The organism is Dactylosporangium sp. NPDC051087 (assembly GCF_055586325.1).
Genome location: NZ_JBVJIJ010000003.1, coordinates 275,886 through 293,520 on the forward strand (window position 1 = coordinate 275,886; position 17,635 = coordinate 293,520).

Below are 17,635 nucleotides of genomic sequence, written 5' to 3' on the forward strand. Positions count from 1 at the left end.
CGCTGACCTCATGACCCGGAGCGGCGCGGCCGCTGAGCTCATGGGGTGATGCGGTGGTACGCCCCGAGCCAGCCCGTCGCGGTGGCGTCGCCACGCCGGGTGAAGACCGCGGCGTCGACGGCACCCGCGACGCCGACGCTCTGCCCGGTCGACTGCCGGTGCGTCACCGTCGCGCCCGACCAGGTCGTGACGGTCGCGCCGGCCGGGGCGAGGACCGCGACCCGACCGGCGCCCGCGGGGACGGTTGTGCCGGTGACCCGGTCGCGGAGCAGCGTCGTGTAGTCGGCGGTGTCGAGGCGGCACGCGGTGGGCCTGGCGCTGCTGGGCCAGTCCGGGTCGGTCACGTCGCGGCCGCGGGCGGCGCGGTACAGGACGGGAACGGTCTCCCGCGCGTGCGGCGGCGTGGCCATCCGCTCGCACATCCACAGCAGGCGACCCGACCCGCGGGGCGGCGCCAGGGTCCGCCACCGGATGCGCCGGGCGAGGTCCCCGGCGACGACCGCGACCCACGGGTGCACCGTCGCGAGGTACCGATGCGTGCGGTGAACGGCTTACCAGCGGGCCGGCCGTCGGGTTGGTGACGGCCGGCGGGTGGTCAGGTCAGCGGGACGGCTCGAGGCGCACCTCGGGGCCGGTGCGGCGGCGGTTGCGCAGCCAGTGGCCGAGGGCGATCAGGCCGAACCCGGCGGCGTAGATGACGGACGTGAAGGCGAGGTAGCCGAACGACCCGTCCAGCATCTGCTGCGACCCGTCGCGGGGGAAGGCCGCCGTGGCGCCGTTGGACCATTCCATCACGAGCACCGCGGTCTGGAAGGTGTACAGCTGGGCGAACACGACGGCGTACACGAGCATCGCCGCGAGCCGGTTACGGATGAGCAGGCCGAGCGGCAGCGCGGCGACGACGGTCAGGATGGCGATCACGGGAGCCTCCAACGGGCGAAAGAAGCGAACAAACGAACAGTGCGGCAGCGAAGGGGTGCGGGGCTTCGCGGCGGGTACTGGTCCTGACGTACGTGCTGGCACTGATCCGTACGCGCGAAAAGGGCGGCAGAATGAGGCGATGAGGCCCCAGGTGCTCGTCGCCACCGTGGTGTTCGTGGGCTCGTGGGGTGCGCTGCTCGCCGCCCGGGAGCCCCGTCGCGGCCGCGCTCGCCTGGCTGGCCGCGCTGATGATCGCGACGCCCGTCGTGGAGACCTGGCTGCCGGTGTACGGCGCCGGCGCGTGGCCCTGGCAGGTCGTCGGGTTCATGGCGCTGCTGCTGGTGTTCCCCGACGGGTTGCCGCGCGGGCGGTGGTGGCGGGTGGTGGCCGTGGGGGTGCCGGTGTCGGCGCTGCTCGTGCAGGCGGCGTTCGTGGTCACCATGAACCACCACGACGAGCCGCACGCCACCTCGCCGGTCACCGTGCCCGAGGCGGTGTGGGAGCCGGTGATGTTCACCGCGCTCCGCCGAGCCCGAGTCCGTCGAGGCGGTGCTCCGCGAGGTCGTCGGCGACCCGGGACTCGCGCTGCTGCTGTCCGAAGTGGACGGCACCGTCGCGGGCGAGCTGCCGGACGGCGTGCGGATCCCGTTGCGCACCGCCGACACCCAGATCGGTGTCCTCGTCGTCAGCCCGGGCTCGGCCCGGCGGGTGCGGCGGGCCAGGCTCGCGGCGTCCGCGGCCCGGCTGCCGATCGAGGTGAGCCGGCTGCGGCTCGGGCTGCGCCGCGCGGTGCGGGACGTCGCCGACAGCCGGCGCCGGATCGTGCTCGCCGTCGTGGAGGAGCGCCGCCGCCTCGAACGCGACCTGCACGACGGCGCGCAGCAGGAGCTCGTCGCGGTCGGGATGCAGCTGCGCTCCGCGCAGCGCCGCCTGCCCGCGGGCGATCCCGTCTCCGGCGAGCTGGACGAGGCCGTGGAGCGGCTGGCCGGCACGATCGGCACGCTGCGCCGCCTCGCGCACGGGGTACGGCCGGCGAGCCTCGACGACGGGCTGCCCGCGGCGCTGTCCCGGCTCGCCGCCGACTGCCCGCTGCCGGTCACGCTCGACGTCGCCGCCGCCGAGGTGCCGGAGGTCGTCGCCGTCACCGCCTACTTCGTGGTCGCCGAGGCGACCACAAACGTCCTCAAGCACGCCCGTGCCACGGCGGTCCGGGTCGCGGTCACCCGGGTCGGCGACCAGCTCACGATCGGCGTCGCCGACGACGGCGTCGGCGGGGTGCCGCCCGGCGCGGCCCTGACCGCCCTGCACGACCGTGTCGTGTCGATCGGCGGCGCGCTCACCGTCACCAGCCCCGCCGGGGCCGGCACCACGATCGAGGCGGTGCTGCCGTGCGCGTCGTGATCGCCGAGGATTCCGTACTGTTCCGCGAGGGCATGATCCGGCTGCTGACCGAGTGCGGGCACAGCGTCGTCGCCGCGGTCGCGGACGCGGTCGACCTGCCCGGCGCGGTCCGGGAGCACCGGCCCGACGTCGCCGTCATCGACGTGCGGATGCCGCCCACGATGACCGACGACGGCGCCCGCGCCGCCTGGCTCATCCGCGCCGAGCAGCCGGACCAGCCGATGCTGCTGCTGTCCCAGCACGTCGAGACCCGGTACTCGGTGGACCTCGTGTCGACCGGCGCCTTCGGGTACCTGCTGAAGGACCGTGTCCTGCAGGTCACCGACTTCCTGTCCGCGCTCGAGCGGGTCGCCGCCGGCGGCTCCGCCCTGGACCCGGAGGTCGTCGCCGCCCTGCTCAAGGCCCGCGGGTCCGGCCTGACCGACCTGTCGGCGCGCGAACGCGAGGTCCTCGCCCTGGTTGCCGAGGGGCACTCCAACGCCGCGATCGCCGCCCGGCTCGTCGTCGCGGAGCGCACCGTCGAGACGCACATGCGCTCGATCTTCCAGAAGCTCCGCATCGACGAGTCCCCGCACCACCACCGCCGCGTCCTGGCCGTCCTCGCCCACCTCCGCCCCGGCGCGTGAGCGGGCCCGCACCCGCCGGAGGTGGGCGAGCCGGTCAGAGCGCCTTCGGCCGGTGCATCCGGGTGCCGGGGAGCCCGCCGCCGCCCGCCCGGGGGCGCGCGCCGCCGGCGGTCGCGGCGAGGGACCGTTTCGCCGCTGCCGCGAGCGGGGCGAAGGTCTCCGTGTACTCCGTGTACTGCACCTGCCCGGGCAGGGAGATCGCGGCGCCGAGCGGGGCGACCAGGGCGCTCTTCAGCGCGAGCGGGCCGCCGAGCAGCACCGCGTACTTGATCGACGCGGCGGAACGGTTGAAGTACGCCTCGGTCTGCGGGCTCAGGCCGTTCGGGCTGGACAGCAGCAGCGGGCCGGAGCAGGAGCCGACCATCGCGCCGCCGGTCAGCGCGTCGAACCACGTCGACGCGGTGGCCACGGCCGCGGTACGGGGGCTGCTGAAGAAGAACTCGGCGACGGCGACGGCGGTCTCGAACTCGGTCGCGCCGTACACCGGCCAGACCACCGGGGACTGCCACGACGGCAGCTGCCCGCCGAGGTAGGCCGCGCCGAGGGCCCGGAAGCCCGGCCCGCCGACGCCGATCATCATCGTGCCGGTCTCCGGGTCGGGGTTGAGCGTGTTGAGGTACGCGGCGGTCGCGGCCGGCATGGCGTCGCCGGCGGTCAGGACGATCACGGTGCCGGGGTTCGCACCGGCCGCGGCACCGGCGGCGAGGGCGTCGTAGTACTTCAGCGCGGTGGTCACGATGACCGCCTCGGGCTTCGGCGCGATCTCCTTGGCGATCGCGACCGCGGTGTCGTACTCGGTCTGGCCCCACAGCCGCACCACGGTGTGGCCCATCGCCGCGATCTCGCTCTCCACCTTCGCCGACAGGGCCAGCTGCCCGCCGAGCAGGTAGACCGTGCCGGTGCCGCCGAGCACCCGCTGGATCTCGGCCTTCGTCGCCGGGTCCAGCTTGCCGGGCGGGGTGATGAGCAGCGGGCCTTCCTTCGCCACGGCGAGGGCGGAGCCGCCGAGCGCGTCCTGGTACATGTCGTCGCGGGACAGTACGACCACCTTGGCCTGCGGCCGGACGGGGTCGCCGGCGCCGTGGTCGGCCCAGTTGTAGCGGGACGTGGCGACCGACGTGCCGAGCGCCGTCTGGCCCCAGACCCGCTCGACGAAGTTACCGGTGACCGGCTGCCACGTCGGCTTCTGGACGAACTCCGCGAGGTACTGCCACTGCTTGGTGGCGAGGTTGAGCCGGACCAGCTTGGGATATCCGGTCTTCTTCTCCTCGCTGCAGAACAGCAGCGACCCGCCGTCGGGCGACCACACCGGCGAGTGGTTCCAGTTGCTGCCGCCGATGTCGATCGTCGGGGTGATCGGGGTTTCGTTGCTGCCGTCGGCGTCGGCGGTCCAGATGTGGTACGTGGTCGGGTCGCCCGCGATCATCCGGGCGAAGACCAGCTTGGTCCCGTCCGGCGAGAAGTCCGGCGAGGCGCCGTTCGTGATGATCTTCGTGATCTTCTTGAACTCGTCGACCCGGTAGATGTCGCCGGTGTGGACGTAGGTCCCGCGCACGAAGACGACCGTGCCGTTGACGGAGACGGCCGGGCTGAAGTCCTTGTCGAAGCTGGTGTCGGGCACGCTGTAGACCTGCTCGCCGCCCTGCCACGTGCCGTCGGTCGCCGCGTAGGCGAGCCTGCCGTAGGCGGTGTAGATGATGAACCGGCCGTCGGCGGTGACCACCGGCTCGTGGACCTCGCCGCCGTTCTGCCACGGGAACTCGAACAGCCCGGAGCCGTCGGCCCGGACCGAGACCGGGCCGTCCGGGGTGCCGAAGAAGAACCGGCTGCCGTCCGGCGCCCAGCTGCCGGTGCCCCCGCCGCCGGTCGGGTTGGCCGCGAGCAGCTTGGCCCCCGAACCGTCCGCGTTCGCGATCCAGTAGTCGGTGCCGGGACGATAGGTGATCTTCCCCGCCGCACCGGGCAGCGCGGCCCTCGCACCGGAGGCGATGACCGGCGCGGCAGCGGCCGCAACCGCGGCGGCCGCCGCACCGCGCATGGCGGCACGACGTGTGACCTTGAACGACACTGGCCAGTCCTCCCCGTGGAGCGGCCTGCCCGGCGGCGGCCACGGCGCAGTCTAGATCGCGAGTCACCCTCACACCATGGGCCTCACGGCCCACTACCTGCCCCCCTATACGCCGGCCGGGCCTGTTTGACGACGAGGACCTGTCGCCTCGGGTGATCTTCGAGCTGTCATGCGTGCGGCGGATCGCAGGGCGGCGGTGCACCCGCGCACCTCGGGCCACTGGCTCGCGTTCGGGTGGAAGAGCGCCGGGCAGGCGCACGGGTGGACGCCGGCGGACTGCTGTCCTGATAGCGCACGCCTACCACGGCCTCCCGGATGGCGGATCCCCTCGTGAATCTCAGTCAGAACCAGCTGCGTCGTTCGCCCATCCGCGTGGTGGCGCCATGTCCAAGCCGTTGGCCGCCTGCCGGTCATGCCCGCCATGCGATCAGTGGAAGACGATGGGGTGGCCGGAGGTGAGGCTGGTCTGGCAGGCTTCGTGCAGTGTCAGCCAGACCATCTGTTCGGTCTCGAACGGGTCGCCGGTGGTGCCGAGGCGGGCGGCCTCCGGGTCGCTGAGGGAGCCGTCGGCGTCGAGGTGGACGTCGATCCGTGGCGCGATCCGGCGCAGCTCGGTGAGCAGGCCGTGGCTGGAGCCGACGATCCCGCCGCCGTCGATGCCCGCGTCCTCGTCGAGGAGCACGGGGTCGGGCAGCGGCACCGGCACGTAGTAGCCGGCGCTGTCGGAGTGGCACAGCAGATGTGAGTCGAACATCGACGCGGCGTCGTCGACGTACCCGTCCGCGTCCTTGAGGTTGCCGTCGACGACCGGCGTCACCGACTGCCCCTCGGCGTGCAGGGCGTAGGCGCGGCGCAGGTAGTGCAGGCACGAATAGGGGAAGCTGCTCACGTGCCGCCGGGCCTGACCCGTCGGCGGCGGACCGGACGGCGGCGTCCACGGGTGCCCCGAAGCCGTGAGCGCGGCGGCGAGGCCGGCGAACTGCCGGCGGTAGTGCTCCTCGCCCTCCGCGTCGTAGCCGACACACGGGTTCCCGACGCTCACCGCAAGTCCCATGACCGGCAATACTAGGCGCGTGAGAGCGTTGCGGTTCGGAGCGGTGGCGGAGACATACGAGCGGTTCCGTCCGGGTTACCCCGACGAGCTTGCCGACCTGGTGATGGCGTACGCGGGAAAGCCACCGCGCACCGTCTTGGAGATCGGCGCCGGGACCGGCAAGGCGACCCGCCTCTTCGCCCGGCCCGGCGTGCGGGTGACGGCCACCGACCCTGACCCGGCCATGCTCGCCGAGCTGCGCCAGCACGTGCCCGCGGACGTCAGGACCCTGCAGGCGGCGTTCGAGGACGTACCCCTGAGCGAACGCTACGACCTGGTCTTCGCCGCGGCGGCGATGCACTGGACGACACCCGAGGGCCGATGGACCCGCATGGCCGACCTGGTGGAGCCGGGCGGCGTGTTCGCGTCGTTCGGCGGACCGGTCCAGCTGGCGGACCTGGCCGTGGTCGCCGCCGTCGAAGTGGCCAGGGCCCCCTTCCTGGACACCGACGAGATCCCGTCCCCGGACGGCACCCCGCCCGAGGAGGCCATGCAGTGGCCGGGCACGGAGCTGCAACGCTCCGGCTGGTTCCACGACGTCCGGCAGGTGAAGATCGAACGCCACCTGACGATGACCGCGGACGACTACGTCGGCTACCTGTCCACCGTCTCGGCGTACCTCGAACTGGCGCCTCCGCAACAGGAACTGGTCTTCGAGCAGATCCTGCGGGCCCTGCCCCCGACGGTCGAGATCGTCGCCGACCTCATCGGCCACCTCGCCCGCCGCTGCGACGAGCAGTAGGCGCACCGCAGCGCGGCGCCCCACGGGCGGGCGCCGGTCGGGAGATGATGCTGCGGTGGATGAGCGCACGGGGGATTTCGTCACGGCATTCAAGGCGTTCCTGGAGGAGGTCGTCAGCGACCACCGGGCCGGCCAGGAGACCGGCGGCCAGGCGCTCGTCCCTGTCCTCGCCGGGCATCTCGGCGCCGAGCCGCGGCAGTTGCCGGTCGTCACCGAGGATGTGGCGCCGCACCAGTTCGTCGACCTCGACATCGCCCTGGACGAGGTCCAGCGGCGGGCGGAGCGGCACGAGCTCGTCGGGGTCGGCGGCGGGGACCAGCGGCGGCACCAGTCGCTGAGCGAGATCCTGCAGCACGCGGGCCGCCACGGGCAGTTCGGGGTCGCCGCCGTCGACTACGCGAGCATCGCCACCGGGCCCGACACGGCACGGCAGGCGGTGTCGTTCGGGCTGCGGCTGTTCACGTACGACGGGGCGCCCGTCGCCGTCCTGCAGCGCTCGCCGGACGTGCGCTACGGCCAGCCCACCGCGCGGATGGAGGTGCTCACCGCGGCCGAGGGCGTCGCCGCGGCCCTGATCGGCGAGGTCAGGACGCTGATGCTGGAGCGTTCCGTGCTGCGCGGGCAGGTGCTGACGCTGGGCGGTTCGGCGTACGAGCGCGGGCTCGGCGAGATCACCTTCCACCGCCGGCCGTCGGTGCGCGAGGACGACATCATCCTGCCCGCGGGGGTCCTCGAACGGGTCCACCGGCACGTCGCCGGCATCGCCGAGCACCGTGACCGGCTGCGCGCGGCAGGGCAGCACCTCAAGCGCGGCCTGCTGCTGTACGGCCCGCCCGGCACCGGCAAGACGCACACGGTCCGGTACCTGCTGTCCGCGCTGCCGGACGTCACGGTCGTCCTGCTGGCCGGCCCGTCGATCGCGTTCGTCGCCGAGGCCGCCAAAATGGCCCGTGCCCTGCAGCCGGCGCTCGTCGTCCTCGAGGACTGCGACCTGGTCGCCGAGAGCCGCGAGCTGCACCACGGCCCGCAGCCGCTGCTGTTCAGCGTCCTGGAGACCCTTGACGGGCTCGGCGACGACGCCGACGTCGCGTTCCTGCTCACCACCAACCGGATCGGCGTGCTGGAGCCCGCCCTCGCGCAGCGCCCGGGCCGCGTCGACCTCGCCGTCGAGATCCCGCTGCCCGACGAGGCGTCCCGCCGGCGGCTGATGCGGCTGTACGCCCGCGACCTCCCCTTCACCGCGGCCGCGCTGGACCACGCCGCCGGGCGGGCGTCGGGCGTCACCGCGTCGTTCGTCAAGGAGCTCCTGCGCCGGGCGGTCCTCGTCGCCGCCGAAGCGGGCGCCGCCGCCACCGACGAGCACCTCACCGCGGCCCTGGACGAGATGCTCTCCCAGTCCGAGGCCATCACCCGCTCCCTGCTCGGCACCACCACCTAGCCCGAAGCGAGGACGTCGGCGATGGTGGCGACGACGTGACGGGATGCCGCCCGGTCCGCACCGCTGAGCCAGGTGGAGAACCATGCGTCGTCGGCCGCCACCGTACGGATGGCGTCCAGCGCGAGGCGGACCAGGTCGGGGCCGGGTGCGGGGATCGCGGCGGCCGCGACCTCCTCGTCGAAGTCCATCTGCGGCAGGTCGCCGACCCGCCCGCCGCCGGGCAGCGCCAGCGCGACCAGCGCGGCGCCGGCGATGACCTCGGTCGGGTCGACCGGTTCGTACGGTCCGCCGGGGTGACGGGGGCCGCCCAGGAAGACCAGGCGGAGGTTGGCGAGGCGTTCCTCGGCGGTCAGCTCGGCGTACAGCTCCAGCAGGTCCTGCGCGGTGTCGCTGTCGAACGGTCCGGTGTTGTACGCCGCCACGGCGGCGACTGTACGCGGCCGCGCCTCGGGTGAACGGTGTGGCGCTGTCAGCCGTGCGGCTAGTTATACGCAAAAGCGACATGTCGGACTGTGACGGCGTGGTGCCCTTGAGTGACGGAGGCGTCGACGGCGACGCCGGACACGGGGGGTCATCATGGGACGAAACATCGCGCGGAAGAGCATCGTGACGTTCGTAGCGGTCTGCGGGATCGCGGCGCTCGCGCCGGCCGCACCCGCGGCCGCGAGCCCGATCCCGTTCAGTTCGGCCACGAAGATCGTGCTGGACCGGTCGGGAGGGTTCGCGGGGGAGAAGACGGCGTTCGTCGTCGACCGCACGACCGTCGGCGGTGCGCGGGCGCTGCGGATGGCCGGCAGCGTCAAGTTCCGGTGGCTGCGCAGCTCGTACCAGCCGCGGAACCCCTGCTGTGACCGCTACACCTACAAGGTCACCGTCTCGTACCGTGGCGGCTACCGCAAGACGGTGCGGACCGTGCAGGGCACCGACGCGCCGCGGGTGCTGTGGGACGTCATCAGCGAGGGCGAGCGCGTCGGTGTGCGCCCGTTCGGCCCGGCGCCGGCCGCGTAACCGCGCTACGCGCGCCCGAGGGCATGATCGGCGAGGATCCGGTTGTGCCCCCGGGCGAACAGCGTCCTGCCCGAGCCCATCACCCGCTCGGCGAGGGCCGCCGCCGCCTCGGCGACCACCGGGTCGCGCAGGACGGCGGCGATCTCGTCGTACGGGCCGCGGACCATCATCTGGTCCTCGCCGGCGCCGTAGTAGTCGGAGTCGACGAAGTGCAGGTGGCGGTACTTGCGGGCGGCCTTCGCGCGGCCGCCGAAACCGGACTCCAGGGTCGAGCGCTCCACGATCATCAGCGCGTCCACCGGCGACCCCGGGGTCTTCGGGACGACCTGGTAGATCACCACGATGTCGGTGGCCCGCATGGTGAGCGCCGACAACCGGCCCGGCGTCGTGCCGGGCAGGCAGGACAGCGCCCAGTACTCGCCCTCGGTGGCCGCCGCGTCCGGCATGGCGGCCGCGACGTAGGCCGCCGCGACCGTCACGACGGGCGTGAAGAACTCGCCGCGCGCCAGCCGGTCGTACTTGCGCTGCATCGTCATCGCGGGGTCGCGCGGGGTCCTAGACATGTTCGTGCCCCAGGGTGATGAAGACGTACGTGTACTCGTCGAGGATCTTGGCGAGGGAGATGCCGGGCCGGCCGAGGAACGCCGGGAGGTCCGGCTCCGGCACGCCCGTCGCGGCGACCACCGCCGAGGCCCAGTCCCGCCCGAGCGTCAGGTGACGGGTGAACGCCGCCCCGTCCCGGGCGCCGTGCAGCGAGGCCGCGATCGCGGCGTCCCACGGCATCACGGTGTCGGGGCGTAGCGCGTACAGCGCCTTCGCCGCCGCCGTCGGCCCCAGCGTGCGGCGGGGACCGGCCGGCGCCGTGGCGAGGTCGGCGTAGGCGTCGCCCAGCGCGACGAGGTCGGCGTCGCTGAGCAGGCGCAGCGGGCCGGCCGGCAGCGTCCTGCCGTGCATGGACCACCAGTCGGCGGTCGCGGTGTCGAACACGTCCGGCTCGCCCTCGCGGGGATACCGGATGCGGCACCCCCACGAGTTGAGCCAGCGGTGCAGCAGCCGGCGGTGCTCGGCCCGGTCGAGGTCCGGACCCGGCACCGTCGCGGCGACGAACTCGTGCCAGGTCCGGTCCACATTCGCGTAGCCGTTGAAGACCTCGACGGAGTGCGCGAGGCGCTCCAGGGTCGGAGCCACCAGGGTCACGCGGCAGATCCTACCGGCACCTTGACCGCGGCCTCGTCACCGTCGAGGCCGAGTCGCGCCGAGCGGTCCTGCTCCTCCGGGGTCGTCGCGATGCGGCCCAGGGTGTACCGCAGCATCGGCGGCGCCATCACCGAGGTGGCGAGGGCGACCAGGACGATGATGGTGTAGCCGGTCGTGTCGACGACGCCGACCCGCAGCCCCACCGAGGCGACCACGATCTGCACGACGCCGCGCGCGTTGAGCCCGGCGCCGAGACTCAGGGCGTGCCACCTGTCCAGGCCGATCATGCTCGCCCCGGCGTAGGCGCCGCCGAACTTGCCGGCGATCGCGACGGCGAGGACCGCGAGCGCGGACAGCGCCACGACCGGGTTGCCCAGCAGCGTCAGATCCATCCGCAGGCCGGCGGTGGCGAAGAAGACCGGTGCGAAGACGCCGAGGACGACGGTGCGCAGCGCGGCCAGCCGGGCCGGTTCGACGAGCTTCGTGGAGCTGATCGCGATGCCGCACAGGAACGCGCCGAGCACCGCCTCCATCTTCAGCGCCTGGGTGCCGGCGGAGGCCAGCAGGATCAGCACGGCGATCACCCCGACCGTGGTGGACTGGTCCTTGGCCCGCTCGGTGACCCGCAGGACGACCCGCAGCAGGGGCCGCAGCAGCAGCACCGTGAAGAGCAGGATCCCGGCCAGGGTGGCCACGCTGAGCGTGATCGCGCCGGTGGTGACGCCGACGGTGGCCATGGTGGTGACGATCGCGAGCAGCAGCCAGCCGATCGCGTCGTCGACGCCGGCCGCGATCAGGATCAGCTGGCCCAGGTCGCGGTGCAGGATGCGCAGGTCGGTGAGGATCTTCGCGATGACGGGGATGGCGCTGACGCACAGGGCGACGCCGATGAAGCCGGCGAAGACGGTGCGGTCGCCGCCGGCCGGCATGATGACTGCGGGCAGCAGCAGGCCGCACGCCACGCCGAGGCCGAGCGGGACGACCAGGCTGGTCAGGCTCACGACGCCGGCCCGTGGTCCCTGCCGGCGCAGCAGGCCCACGTCCAGGCACATGCCGGCCACCCCGACGAGCAGCAGCATGCCGACGGTACCGACGGCGTCGAGCATGTTGAACTGGCCCGCCTTGTGCGGGAACAGCCACTCGGCGGCGCCCGGCGACAGATGGCCGAGGACCGACGGGCCGAGCACGACGCCGGCGAAGAGCTCGCCGACGATGGCGGCCATGCCCAGCTTCGTGGACAGCCGGCCGAGCAGGGTCGCGGTCAGCAGCAGGACGCCGACCTGGGTCAGGAACACCAGCAGCGTCGCGGCCGCGACGGGCGGCATCGGACTGGAAGCGAGGACGGTCACCGGAAAACCTCCACGTCGACCTCGACGAGGGCGGCCGCGGCGTCGAGCGCCGCATCGCACTCGGCGGGGCTGCCGGCACGGCAGATGACGTAGGCGAAGCGGGCGATGTAGTCGTGCGGGGGAAGCCGCAGCACGGCGCCGGGCTCGACCATCGCGACGGCCTCGACCAGGCCGGGCACGGCGCCGGGGGCGGGCAGGCGGATGTCGAGGATCCGCCCGTCGACCGGCGGGTTGAGGAAGCGGATGCCGACGGTGCCGGTGCTGTGCGTGCGGGTCAGGTCAGGGCCCAGACCCCTCGCCAGGTCGACGGCCACGAACGCCGGGTCGATCCCGGTCGCGAGCCTGCCGATGTACGGGATGAGGTCGCCGCCGAGCCGCGCGTTGACCTCGATGATCGCCGGGCCGCGGTCGGTGAGGCGGATCTCGGTGTGGGTGATGCCGTCGCGGACCCCGATCGCGCGGTGCGCCTCGGTCAGGACCCGCAGGATCTCGGGGTCGCGCAGCAGCGGGTCGTCGACGCTGACGGTGTGGCCGACCTCCTCGAAGTAGGGCGGCGCGCCGATGCGCTTACGGGCCAGGAAGAACGGCTGGTACTCGCCGCGGTGCAGGGCGCCGTCGATGCTGATCTCGGGGCCTTCGAGGTACTCCTCGACGAGCACGCCGCCCTCGTAGGCGGGTGCGCCGGTGTGGCTGGCCGCCTCCGCGACGGCGAACGCGGCCTCGATCTCGGCCGCGTCGGCGGCCCGGACGACGCCGATGCTGGCGCCGCAGCCGCGCGGTTTCACCACGACCGGGTAGCCGAACTCGGCCGCGATCGTGACCGCCTCGGACAGGTCGGTGACGTAGGCGAAGCGCGGCTGGGGGAGCCCGGCCGCGGTCAGTGCCATGCGGTTGCGGTGCTTGTTGCGGCAGTTCTCGACCCCGTCGACGGACAGGCCGGGCAGGCCGAGCGCCTCGGCGATGTGCGCGGCGGTGACCACGAGCGTCTCGTCGTAGGTGAACACGCCCTTGACGGGGTGGTCGGCGGCGATCTCCTGGGCGGTCTTCACCAGCAGTTCCCGGTTGGGGATGAGGCGCTCCTGGTCGACGAGCGGCACGACGCTGGTGTGCCGCACGTACGGCCCCTGCCACGTGTTCGGGGCGCCGTCGAGCAGCCAGAGGTCGGCCCGCCGGCTGGCGGAGTCGAGGAGGTACTCCCGGTAGGTCTGTCTGGCGCTGCCGACGACGAGGACGACACCTTCACGGTCCATGGCCACGAACCCTTTCAGTTGGGGGCGACGTAGTAGTAGCGGCGGTAACCGAGCAGCAGCCCGAAGTCGGACAGCGTGAAGACGTCGACGAACTCGACGTCGACGGGCGGGCGGACGAACCGCCCGGTCACGACGACGCTGTCGCCGTCGGCGATGATCTGGCCGAGCAGGTGCCGGCCGGGTGGTCCGGTGACCTCCGCGTGCAGGCGCTGCACCTGCACGCGGCCCTGGCCACGGGCGGCGTCCGGCCGCCGCACGTCGACGTTGTCGTCGAGCAGCGAGCCGTAGGCGTCCATGTTCCCGGCGTCGAGGTAGTCGTAGGACAACCGGACGTGGTCGACGCCGATCGATGTGACGGCCGCGGCTCGGGGCGATCGCGTGCTGTCGTAGCCGGCCATGTCAGGTCCTTCCGATCGGGGTGGGCCCAGCGCCCAGGGGCCGGCGGAGCCGGTGCCCTGCACACTGCGGGACGCCGGCAACCGCGCGTTATCACGGCGGTATCACGCCGGATGGCGGGGGCGCGGTTCCCCGCCATCCGGCACGTCCGGGGTCAGAAGACGACGCGGGCGGTCGCGGAGGCCCTGGAGTCCCGCGACTTGCGGATGTCCCGCGTGATGTTGACGCGCCGCAGCCAGCGGTCCCGCCCGTCGAAGTTGGCCTTGAAGGGCTGGCGGCCGTGCACGGCGCGGTAGTTGTCGACGAACATGACGTCGCCGGGCTCGAGCACGACGCCTCGCAGGTGCTTGTCGACCTCGGCCATGAACACGTCCAGGGCCGCGACCGCGAGCGGGTCGTCGACGTCACGCTCGATCGCGTCGGAGTCGAGCCTGATGTACGGCGCCGCCGGGTCGCCGAAGAGCACCGCGGTCTTCTCCGGGTTGCGGCAGATCTCCTCGATCCGGGCGTAGCTGCGGGCGAGCGCGGCCTCGGTGCCCGGCTCGACCACCTGGTTCGGGTCGCGGTTGCTGGGCAGGTGTGCGTCGTCGGGCCGGAACACGAAGCGCTGCTCGAAGAGGACCTTCGAGACCTCCTCGGCGATCGGCACGTCGTCCATGCAGGCGAGCATCGTGGCGGTGCGGTCGGGGTTGCGCATGCACATGAGGCCGATGTAGTCGGCCCGGTACGGGTGGAACGCGTCCTCGGTGTGCCACAGCAGCTCGGTGGTGCTGCCGGAGTTGATCTGCCGGTCCTCGTCGCCCTTGATCGGCACGACCTCGTTGACCAGCCGGCCGCCCTGCTGGCTGGACCAGCAGAACACGTCGCCGAGCAGCGTCGCGCACAGGATGAAGAAGAACCCCTCGCGGACGGTGCTGGTGTTCCACAGGGTGTCGGCCCAATGCTGCGGCGTGTCGCCGATCACCTCGTCGTCGACCGGGAAGCCGCTGATCAGACAGGCGCCCGAGGTCTCCTGGTGGTGCATCTCGATGGTCATCGCCCGCAGGCGTTCGGGCATCCGGGCCGCGTACAGGTGCACGCGCCGCAGGAACACCGCGTCGTTGGCGTCCGGGTACGTGTCGATCAGCTCCGCGAGGAGCGCCTCGATCTCCGCGCACTCGGTCGAGCTCAGGCGGACTTCCAGCACGACTCTGCTCCATTCGTGTCGGTGACGGTGAACCCGCGCTCCTTGCGGGCGATCAGCACGGCGGTGGGCGACGGAAAGTGGGAACCGATCAGCAGGGTGCCTTCGTCGGCGCACCGGCCGAGGAGCTCGACGCGGGTCCGCCGGGCGAGGTCCGGGTCGAAGTCCGCGTGGACGCCCCATTCCGGGTGCGCGATCTGGCACGGGTGGTGGATCGCGTCGCCGGAGATGATGGCGCGCTCGCCGGCCGACTCGATCGAGACGCTCACGTGGCCCGGCGTGTGGCCCGGCGTCGGGAGCAGCCGGATGCCGGGCAGGACGGTGTGGTCGTCGGTGACGAGGTCGACCAGCCCGGCGTCGAGGACCGGCCGCACCGAGTCGTCGAAGCCGGCGTGGTCGTCCGCGGACTCCCGGTCGGGCCGGGCCGCCCAGTAGCGGAACTCGGTCTCGGTGACGAGGTGCCGGGCCCGGCCGAACGTCGGCGTCCAGGTGCCGTGCGGCGCCACGGTGTTCCAGCCGACGTGGTCGAAGTGCAGGTGCGTGGACACCACCACGTCGACGTCGCCCGGCTTGACCCCGTGGGCGGCGAGCCCCGCCGGGAGGTCGGTGTCCAGCCCGTCCCACGCGGGCAGGCCCGGCCGGGGCTTGCCGCTGCCGACGCCGGTGTCCACGAGGACCACGGTGTCGCCGGCCTCGATCAGGAACGCCTGCACGACGCTCTTCAGCTCGCCGTCGCCGGTGACGAAGTCGGGTCGCAGCCACGGCACGCCCAGCAGGCGGTCCGGGGTGGCGTCCCGCATGCCGGCCTGGATGACGCAGCCGGCGACGATCTCCACGATCGGGGTGATGCGCGTGTCGCCGACCCGCCACCCGGCCGGCGCGGTCATCGCCGCAGCTCCAGCGTGCAGCACTTGACGCTGCCGCCGGCCTTGAGCAGCTCGGACATGTCGGCGCCGATCGGGGTGAAGCCGCGCTCCCGCACCTGGGCGATGAGCCCGGTCGCGGCCTGCGGCAGCACCACGTGCCGGCCGTCGGAGACCGCGTTGAGCCCGAACACGGCCGCGTCGAGGTCGCCGGCCCGGATCGCGTCCGGGTACAGCTCCTCCAGCAGCCGACGGCTGTCGGGGGAGAACGCCCGCGGGTAGTACATGACGGTCTCCGCGTCCAGCACGCACAGCGCGGTGTCCAGGTGGTAGTAGTGCGGGTCGACGAGGGTCAGCCCGGTCACCGGTACGCCGAAGAACTCCGCCGACTCGTGGTGCGCCCGCGAGTCGGTGCGGAAGCCGGTGCCCGCGAGGATCCGGCCGGCGGCGACCAGGTAGTCGCCCTCGCCCTCGTTGGTCCAGCGGGACTGCCGCACGTCGGTGTAGCCGTGGTCGCGGAACCAGTCCAGGTAGGCGTCGGCCTCCGCCTTGCGCTGCGGGTGGCGGAACCGGGCGACGAGCGCCTTGCCGCCGACGACGGTCGCGCCGTTGGCGGCGAACACCATGTCGGGCAGGCCGTGGCGGGGTTCGAGCTGCTCGACCCGGTGGCCGAGCTCGAGGTACAGGTCGCGCAGCCACTCCCACTGGGCGATGGCGAGGCCGGTGTCGGTGGGCTTCTTCGGGTCCATCCAGGGGTTGATCGAGTACGAGACGTCGAAGTACGTCGGTCTGACCATGAGGTAGTGCCTGGGGGTTGCTGTACGGCGCATGCGGTCCTCCACACGTCAATGGGTGTCGGTCAGGCGGACGTCGATCTTGCCGGCGAGGTCGAGCGCTACCCGCATGGCGTCGTCCAGGGACGTGCCGAGCGCGCCGATGCCGCCGATGATGCTGTTGCCCTCGGGGGGCCGGCGGATGATGTCGCCGGGCCGGGCGGAGATCTTCAGGAAGTACAGCTGCTCGGCCTCGGTCACCTCGGGCGGCGCGGTCACCGACTCGATGACGCCGCTGGGGCAGATGAGGCACATCGCGGCGGTGTGCACGTCGGTCGGGGTGAAGTGGTGCACGTCCGGGCGCACCCCGGCGGCGACGTCGGCGACCGCTTTGATCGGGTCGTAGCCGGCGGAGATGCGGGCCATGTAGTCCAGCCCGCCGCCGCCGGGCCGGACGGCGATCTCGAGGATGAACGGCCTGCCCCGGTGGAAGCGGACCTCGGCGTGCATGACGCTGCGGTGCAGCCCCTGCGCCTTGACCGCGGAGCGGACCAGGTCGTGCACGTCGGCCAGTTGAGCGGCGGACAGGGCGGTCGGCGCGTGGTGCACGTCGTCGTCGAACGTGTCGCCCTCGACGGTGACCCTGTCCACAATGGACCCGAGGTAGACCTCGTCGTCCCAGACGAGGGCCTCGATGAGGTGCTCGTGCCCGTCCAGGAACGACTCGACCAGCAGGCCGTGCGGGCCGAGGTCCAGTCCGCCGGCCTCCATCTCGTACCACGACATCCGCTGGATGCCGTCCTCGGCCTGCGCGTACCGTTCGCGCAGCTGCTCCTCGTCGTCGACGCGGAACACGAAGTTGCTCGCCGCGCCGAGGGTCGGCTTGAGGATCACCGGGTAGCCGAAGTCCTTCGCCGCGCCGAGCGCCTCCTCGAGGTCCGTGACGAACGCGAAGTGCGGGTGCGCCACGTCCCCGCGTTCGTGCGCCTGCCGCATGATGAGCTTGTTGCGGCTGGCGACCGCCGCGTCGACGCCGATGCCGGGCAGGCCGAGCGCGGTCGCCACGGCGGCCACGGCGACGACCGCGGACTCGGAGAAGGTGAAGATGCCGTCGAACTGCTCCTCGGCGTGCCACGCCTTGGCGTGCGCGATGAGGTCGTCGACGTGGGTGCTGCCGGCCCGGCGGTAGCGTTCCGCCGGCCAGAAGTCGTCGGTGCCGACGCCGTTGAGCACGTACAGCTCGACACCCAGGTCGGCGATCTGCTGATAGCGGGACAAGTAGTAGTAGGCGTTCTGGCTGGCTTCCAACCCGAGCAGTTTCATGACA

General features: G+C 72.7%; 21 protein-coding genes. 5 read left to right on the forward strand and 16 right to left on the reverse strand.

Going from position 1 to position 17,635, the window contains the following annotated elements; genetic code table 11:
* Window positions 1-38: 38 nt before the first annotated feature.
* The 3 genes from ACZ6TV_RS07835 to ACZ6TV_RS07845 form a co-directional block, all read right to left on the reverse strand.
* Entirely contained in the window at window positions 39-518 is a 480-nt protein-coding gene (locus ACZ6TV_RS07835) for a hypothetical protein (RefSeq protein WP_465296394.1), read from the reverse strand.
* Window positions 519-600: 82 nt separating this feature from the next.
* A complete protein-coding gene (locus tag ACZ6TV_RS07840) occupies window positions 601-921 on the reverse strand; it encodes a hypothetical protein (protein ID WP_465296395.1) in 321 nt (106 codons plus the stop codon).
* Complete coding sequence (locus ACZ6TV_RS07845; protein ID WP_465296396.1) at window positions 866-1,438, reverse strand: hypothetical protein; 573 nt, start codon at window positions 1,436-1,438, stop codon at window positions 866-868. Before ACZ6TV_RS07845 ends, ACZ6TV_RS07840 begins: the two co-directional genes overlap by 56 nt.
* Window positions 1,439-1,470: 32 nt before the next feature.
* Between ACZ6TV_RS07845 and ACZ6TV_RS07850 the strand changes: the two genes are divergently transcribed.
* Together ACZ6TV_RS07850 and ACZ6TV_RS07855 are read left to right on the forward strand one after the other, a co-directional pair.
* Window positions 1,471-2,322, forward strand: a complete 852-nt coding sequence (locus ACZ6TV_RS07850) for a sensor histidine kinase (protein ID WP_465296397.1) — start codon at window positions 1,471-1,473, stop codon at window positions 2,320-2,322.
* Window positions 2,310-2,948: a response regulator gene (locus ACZ6TV_RS07855; protein WP_465296398.1), complete on the forward strand. Its 639-nt coding sequence runs from the start codon at window positions 2,310-2,312 to the stop codon at window positions 2,946-2,948. The genes ACZ6TV_RS07850 and ACZ6TV_RS07855 overlap by 13 nt, the downstream gene beginning before the upstream one ends.
* A gap of 34 nt (window positions 2,949-2,982) precedes the next feature.
* Here ACZ6TV_RS07855 and ACZ6TV_RS07860 read toward each other — a convergent pair whose 3' ends face one another.
* From ACZ6TV_RS07860 to ACZ6TV_RS07870, 3 genes are all read right to left on the reverse strand, one after another.
* Window positions 2,983-5,016 carry a cell wall-binding repeat-containing protein gene (locus ACZ6TV_RS07860; RefSeq protein WP_465296399.1) on the reverse strand — a complete coding sequence of 678 codons (2,034 nt, stop codon included), beginning with the start codon at window positions 5,014-5,016 and terminating at the stop codon, window positions 2,983-2,985.
* Window positions 5,017-5,121: 105 nt separating this feature from the next.
* On the reverse strand, window positions 5,122-5,439 hold the full coding sequence (locus ACZ6TV_RS07865) for an HNH endonuclease (RefSeq protein WP_465296400.1): 318 nt from the start codon (window positions 5,437-5,439) through the stop codon (window positions 5,122-5,124).
* Window positions 5,440-5,443: 4 nt separating this feature from the next.
* Window positions 5,444-6,070, reverse strand: coding sequence for a hypothetical protein (locus ACZ6TV_RS07870; RefSeq protein ID WP_465296401.1), 627 nt, complete (start codon window positions 6,068-6,070; stop codon window positions 5,444-5,446).
* A 19-nt stretch (window positions 6,071-6,089) separates the two neighbouring features.
* Here ACZ6TV_RS07870 and ACZ6TV_RS07875 point away from each other — a divergent pair, with 19 nt between their 5' ends.
* Both ACZ6TV_RS07875 and ACZ6TV_RS07880 read left to right on the forward strand, forming a co-directional pair.
* Entirely contained in the window at window positions 6,090-6,851 is a 762-nt protein-coding gene (locus ACZ6TV_RS07875) for a class I SAM-dependent methyltransferase (protein ID WP_465296402.1), read from the forward strand.
* A 55-nt stretch (window positions 6,852-6,906) separates the two neighbouring features.
* The gene (locus ACZ6TV_RS07880) at window positions 6,907-8,289 is read left to right on the forward strand and encodes an AAA family ATPase (protein ID WP_465296403.1); all 1,383 of its coding nucleotides are present in this window, start codon (window positions 6,907-6,909) and stop codon (window positions 8,287-8,289) included.
* Here ACZ6TV_RS07880 and ACZ6TV_RS07885 read toward each other — a convergent pair.
* The gene (locus tag ACZ6TV_RS07885) at window positions 8,286-8,711 is read right to left on the reverse strand and encodes a DUF4259 domain-containing protein (RefSeq protein ID WP_465296404.1); all 426 of its coding nucleotides are present in this window, start codon (window positions 8,709-8,711) and stop codon (window positions 8,286-8,288) included. The two genes, ACZ6TV_RS07880 and ACZ6TV_RS07885, sit on opposite strands and share 4 nt — an antisense overlap.
* A gap of 184 nt (window positions 8,712-8,895) precedes the next feature.
* Between ACZ6TV_RS07885 and ACZ6TV_RS07890 the strand changes: the two genes are divergently transcribed.
* The gene (locus ACZ6TV_RS07890) at window positions 8,896-9,297 is read left to right on the forward strand and encodes a hypothetical protein (protein WP_465296405.1); all 402 of its coding nucleotides are present in this window, start codon (window positions 8,896-8,898) and stop codon (window positions 9,295-9,297) included.
* 5 nt (window positions 9,298-9,302) lie between these two features.
* On the opposite strand, the gene ACZ6TV_RS07895 is transcribed toward ACZ6TV_RS07890, so the two are convergent.
* The 9 genes from ACZ6TV_RS07895 to ACZ6TV_RS07935 form a co-directional block, all read right to left on the reverse strand.
* Window positions 9,303-9,860, reverse strand: a complete 558-nt coding sequence (locus ACZ6TV_RS07895) for a hypothetical protein (RefSeq protein ID WP_465296406.1) — start codon at window positions 9,858-9,860, stop codon at window positions 9,303-9,305.
* Window positions 9,853-10,494, reverse strand: coding sequence for a hypothetical protein (locus ACZ6TV_RS07900; protein ID WP_465296407.1), 642 nt, complete (start codon window positions 10,492-10,494; stop codon window positions 9,853-9,855). Before ACZ6TV_RS07900 ends, ACZ6TV_RS07895 begins: the two co-directional genes overlap by 8 nt.
* On the reverse strand, window positions 10,491-11,843 hold the full coding sequence (locus ACZ6TV_RS07905) for a cation:proton antiporter (RefSeq protein ID WP_465296408.1): 1,353 nt from the start codon (window positions 11,841-11,843) through the stop codon (window positions 10,491-10,493). The genes ACZ6TV_RS07900 and ACZ6TV_RS07905 overlap by 4 nt, the downstream gene beginning before the upstream one ends.
* Window positions 11,840-13,093: an ATP-grasp domain-containing protein gene (locus ACZ6TV_RS07910; RefSeq protein ID WP_465296409.1), complete on the reverse strand. Its 1,254-nt coding sequence runs from the start codon at window positions 13,091-13,093 to the stop codon at window positions 11,840-11,842. Before ACZ6TV_RS07910 ends, ACZ6TV_RS07905 begins: the two co-directional genes overlap by 4 nt.
* Window positions 13,094-13,107: 14 nt before the next feature.
* On the reverse strand, window positions 13,108-13,491 hold the full coding sequence (locus ACZ6TV_RS07915) for a nuclear transport factor 2 family protein (RefSeq protein ID WP_465296410.1): 384 nt from the start codon (window positions 13,489-13,491) through the stop codon (window positions 13,108-13,110).
* 152 nt (window positions 13,492-13,643) lie between these two features.
* Window positions 13,644-14,675: a guanitoxin biosynthesis L-enduracididine beta-hydroxylase GntD gene (gene gntD / locus ACZ6TV_RS07920; protein WP_465296411.1), complete on the reverse strand. Its 1,032-nt coding sequence runs from the start codon at window positions 14,673-14,675 to the stop codon at window positions 13,644-13,646.
* On the reverse strand, window positions 14,657-15,559 hold the full coding sequence (locus ACZ6TV_RS07925; protein WP_465296412.1) for an MBL fold metallo-hydrolase: 903 nt from the start codon (window positions 15,557-15,559) through the stop codon (window positions 14,657-14,659). The genes gntD and ACZ6TV_RS07925 overlap by 19 nt, the downstream gene beginning before the upstream one ends.
* Entirely contained in the window at window positions 15,556-16,365 is an 810-nt protein-coding gene (gene ddaH, locus ACZ6TV_RS07930) for a dimethylargininase (protein WP_465296413.1), read from the reverse strand. Before ddaH ends, ACZ6TV_RS07925 begins: the two co-directional genes overlap by 4 nt.
* A 15-nt stretch (window positions 16,366-16,380) precedes the next feature.
* The gene (locus tag ACZ6TV_RS07935) at window positions 16,381-17,631 is read right to left on the reverse strand and encodes an ATP-grasp domain-containing protein (RefSeq protein ID WP_465296414.1); all 1,251 of its coding nucleotides are present in this window, start codon (window positions 17,629-17,631) and stop codon (window positions 16,381-16,383) included.
* Window positions 17,632-17,635: the final 4 nt, after the last annotated feature.

Excerpts from the sequence above, each read along its gene's own strand:
- ACZ6TV_RS07865 (WP_465296400.1), bottom strand. The coding sequence starts at position 5,439 with ATGGCGGGCATGACCGGCAGGCGGCCAACGGCTTGGACATGGCGCCAC.
- ACZ6TV_RS07870 (WP_465296401.1), bottom strand. The coding sequence starts at position 6,070 with ATGGGACTTGCGGTGAGCGTCGGGAACCCGTGTGTCGGCTACGACGCG.
- ACZ6TV_RS07895 (WP_465296406.1), bottom strand. The coding sequence starts at position 9,860 with ATGTCTAGGACCCCGCGCGACCCCGCGATGACGATGCAGCGCAAGTAC.
- ACZ6TV_RS07910 (WP_465296409.1), bottom strand. The coding sequence starts at position 13,093 with ATGGACCGTGAAGGTGTCGTCCTCGTCGTCGGCAGCGCCAGACAGACC.
- ACZ6TV_RS07915 (WP_465296410.1), bottom strand. The coding sequence starts at position 13,491 with ATGGCCGGCTACGACAGCACGCGATCGCCCCGAGCCGCGGCCGTCACA.
- ACZ6TV_RS07925 (WP_465296412.1), bottom strand. The coding sequence starts at position 15,559 with ATGACCGCGCCGGCCGGGTGGCGGGTCGGCGACACGCGCATCACCCCG.
- ddaH (WP_465296413.1), bottom strand. The coding sequence starts at position 16,365 with ATGCGCCGTACAGCAACCCCCAGGCACTACCTCATGGTCAGACCGACG.
- ACZ6TV_RS07935 (WP_465296414.1), bottom strand. The coding sequence starts at position 17,631 with ATGAAACTGCTCGGGTTGGAAGCCAGCCAGAACGCCTACTACTACTTG.